A 1871-nucleotide genomic window follows, 5' to 3' on the forward strand; every position below is an offset into this window, starting at 1 on the left:
AACCTTGTTCGCGCCTCGGCGAGCATGGGAGCCACACTTGCGCAAACGATCCGCACCGTCATCCTGCCCCTTTCGACCGGCGGCATCTTCTCGGGCTCATTGATCGTCTTCATCTACACCATAGGCTTCTTCATCACGCCGGCGGTGCTCGGCGGCGGCAAGGTAAATCCTCTCTCCATCCGCATCGAGCGCACGCTGTCGACCTTTCAGGACTGGGGGTCGGCGAGCGTCCTGGGCATTCTGCTCCTCGTTCTTATGGCGCTGATCGGCGTGATGTTCCTGGTGGCGCGCCGACTGATGGCGCGCAACAAATTCGGTACGGCCCATGCTTGAAGCCTATCCAGACAACAGGCTGGCCCGCATCTTCCTGTGGGGCTTTTCCGCACTCGCAATGGCGTTCTTGATACTGCCGACGCTGGTGGTTGTGCCACTCTCCTTTTCAGCGTCCGATCTCCTCGAGTTTCCGCCGCGCGCATACTCGTTGCGCTGGTACGGGAATTTCTTCGGTTCGGCGACATGGATGGCCGGGCTCAGGACGAGCCTGATCCTTGGGACATTGACGGCGATGGTCGCAGTGCCCCTGGCGCTGCTGGCCTGCATCTCGATCAACCGGCTCGGAGGAAGGACCGCCTTGGCCATTCAGGGCGCTCTGCTCACCCCGTCCATCGTGCCGGGCATCCTGCTTGCGATCGGTCTCTTCTTTGTGCTGGCGGCGCAACGTCTGGTCGGAACGCTGTTCGGCGTGCTGGTCGGGCATGTGGTGCTGGCCATTCCAGTCGCCTGCATTGTGTTGTTGCCCGCTCTGGCCCGCTTTGACTGGAACCAGGTTCAGGCGGCGCGCAGCCTCGGCGCAAACTGGGCGAGAGCTATTGGCGGGATAATCGTCCCGCAACTTCAGATCAGTCTGTTGTCGGCAACGTTGATGGCCTTCCTGACGTCACTCGACGAGTCCGTGATTTCGATCTTCGTCGCCAGCGGTCAAAACAGCACGCTGCCGAAGCTCATGTTCCTGTCGCTGCGCGACCAGATCGATCCGACCATTGCGGCAATCTCGACCTTGTGGACCGTCATCGTCCTGGTCGCCGTCCTGATCGTGAGCCTTCGCCAAAAATCCTGACAGAGACTGGAAACATGCCTGCAGATCGTCAAGCAGCCGGTGCTGCCGCGGATCAATCAACGGAAATCCCTCAGGTGGGGTTGGCCATCATCACCGGCTCGGCAAACTGGGGGCTTGCCTTCCCGGAAGATGTTGAATTCGAGGGTGTGCGCACCTTCCGGCGCGACATGAGTTTTGAAACGCCTTTCGGTCGTTCCGACAACTGGAAGCTGCTCGAGTTCGATGCGTCGATCACCGTCGAAGGCAAACCGAAACGTGCCTTGTGCATGTATTCGCACGGTAATCCCCGCGACCATATCGACCATTCCTGTCATCGCCGCGCGTTCTGGGTCTTGATGGAAGCGGGTGTAAGGCAAGTGCTGTCCTGCTCGACCATCGGCGCCGTCAACAAGGCGATCAAGCCCGGCGACATGGTGGTGAACGCCGATATCATCGAACTGACGCAGACCCCGTTTTCGCTGCTTCCCGGCCGACAGAGCTTCGACTGTTCGGGCAAGCAGATCGTTTGCCCGAGATGCGCGGCATTGTTGGTCGAAACCGCCCGCCGTCATTGGCCGGCCGGATGCCGTGTTCATGGCATCGAACAGCAGTTGGTTGCTGGCCACTGTTACGGGCCGCGGCTGACGACCCCGGCCGAGGCCCTGGCGTTCCGCGGCATGGGGGCGGACGTGCTCAACCATTCGATAGCGCCCGAGGCCACTTTGTCCCGCGAGATCGGCGCGTGTTTCGTGCCTTTGGCGTTCGTGACGGCAGG

4 protein-coding genes are annotated in these 1871 nt (G+C 61.1%); 3 read left to right on the plus strand and 1 reads right to left on the minus strand.

Going from position 1 to position 1871, the window contains the following annotated elements; genetic code table 11:
• Window positions 1-333: ABC transporter permease subunit (locus CK227_RS36005; RefSeq protein WP_143750565.1), on the plus strand; the 333-nt coding region annotated here is incomplete at its 5' end.
• Between the two features lie 3 nt (window positions 334-336).
• Here the strand turns inward: CK227_RS36005 and CK227_RS37750 are convergent.
• The gene (locus tag CK227_RS37750) at window positions 337-639 is read right to left on the minus strand and encodes a hypothetical protein (protein WP_245433498.1); all 303 of its coding nucleotides are present in this window, start codon (window positions 637-639) and stop codon (window positions 337-339) included.
• Here CK227_RS37750 and CK227_RS37755 point away from each other — a divergent pair.
• Both CK227_RS37755 and CK227_RS36015 read left to right on the plus strand, forming a co-directional pair.
• Window positions 632-1117: an ABC transporter permease subunit gene (locus CK227_RS37755; RefSeq protein ID WP_245433499.1), complete on the plus strand. Its 486-nt coding sequence runs from the start codon at window positions 632-634 to the stop codon at window positions 1115-1117. The genes CK227_RS37750 and CK227_RS37755 overlap by 8 nt on opposite strands.
• Window positions 1060-1871, plus strand: an 812-nt coding sequence (locus tag CK227_RS36015; RefSeq protein ID WP_245318427.1) for a 5'-methylthioadenosine phosphorylase, incomplete at its 3' end; no start/stop codon positions are given. The genes CK227_RS37755 and CK227_RS36015, both read left to right, overlap by 58 nt.

Source organism: Mesorhizobium sp. WSM4308, assembly GCF_002294905.1.
Lineage (GTDB): Bacteria > Pseudomonadota > Alphaproteobacteria > Rhizobiales > Rhizobiaceae > Mesorhizobium.

Bases quoted from the DNA above. Each gene is read 5' to 3' on its own strand.
- CK227_RS37750 (WP_245433498.1), bottom strand. From the start codon at position 639: ATGGCCAAGGCGGTCCTTCCTCCGAGCCGGTTGATCGAGATGCAGGCC.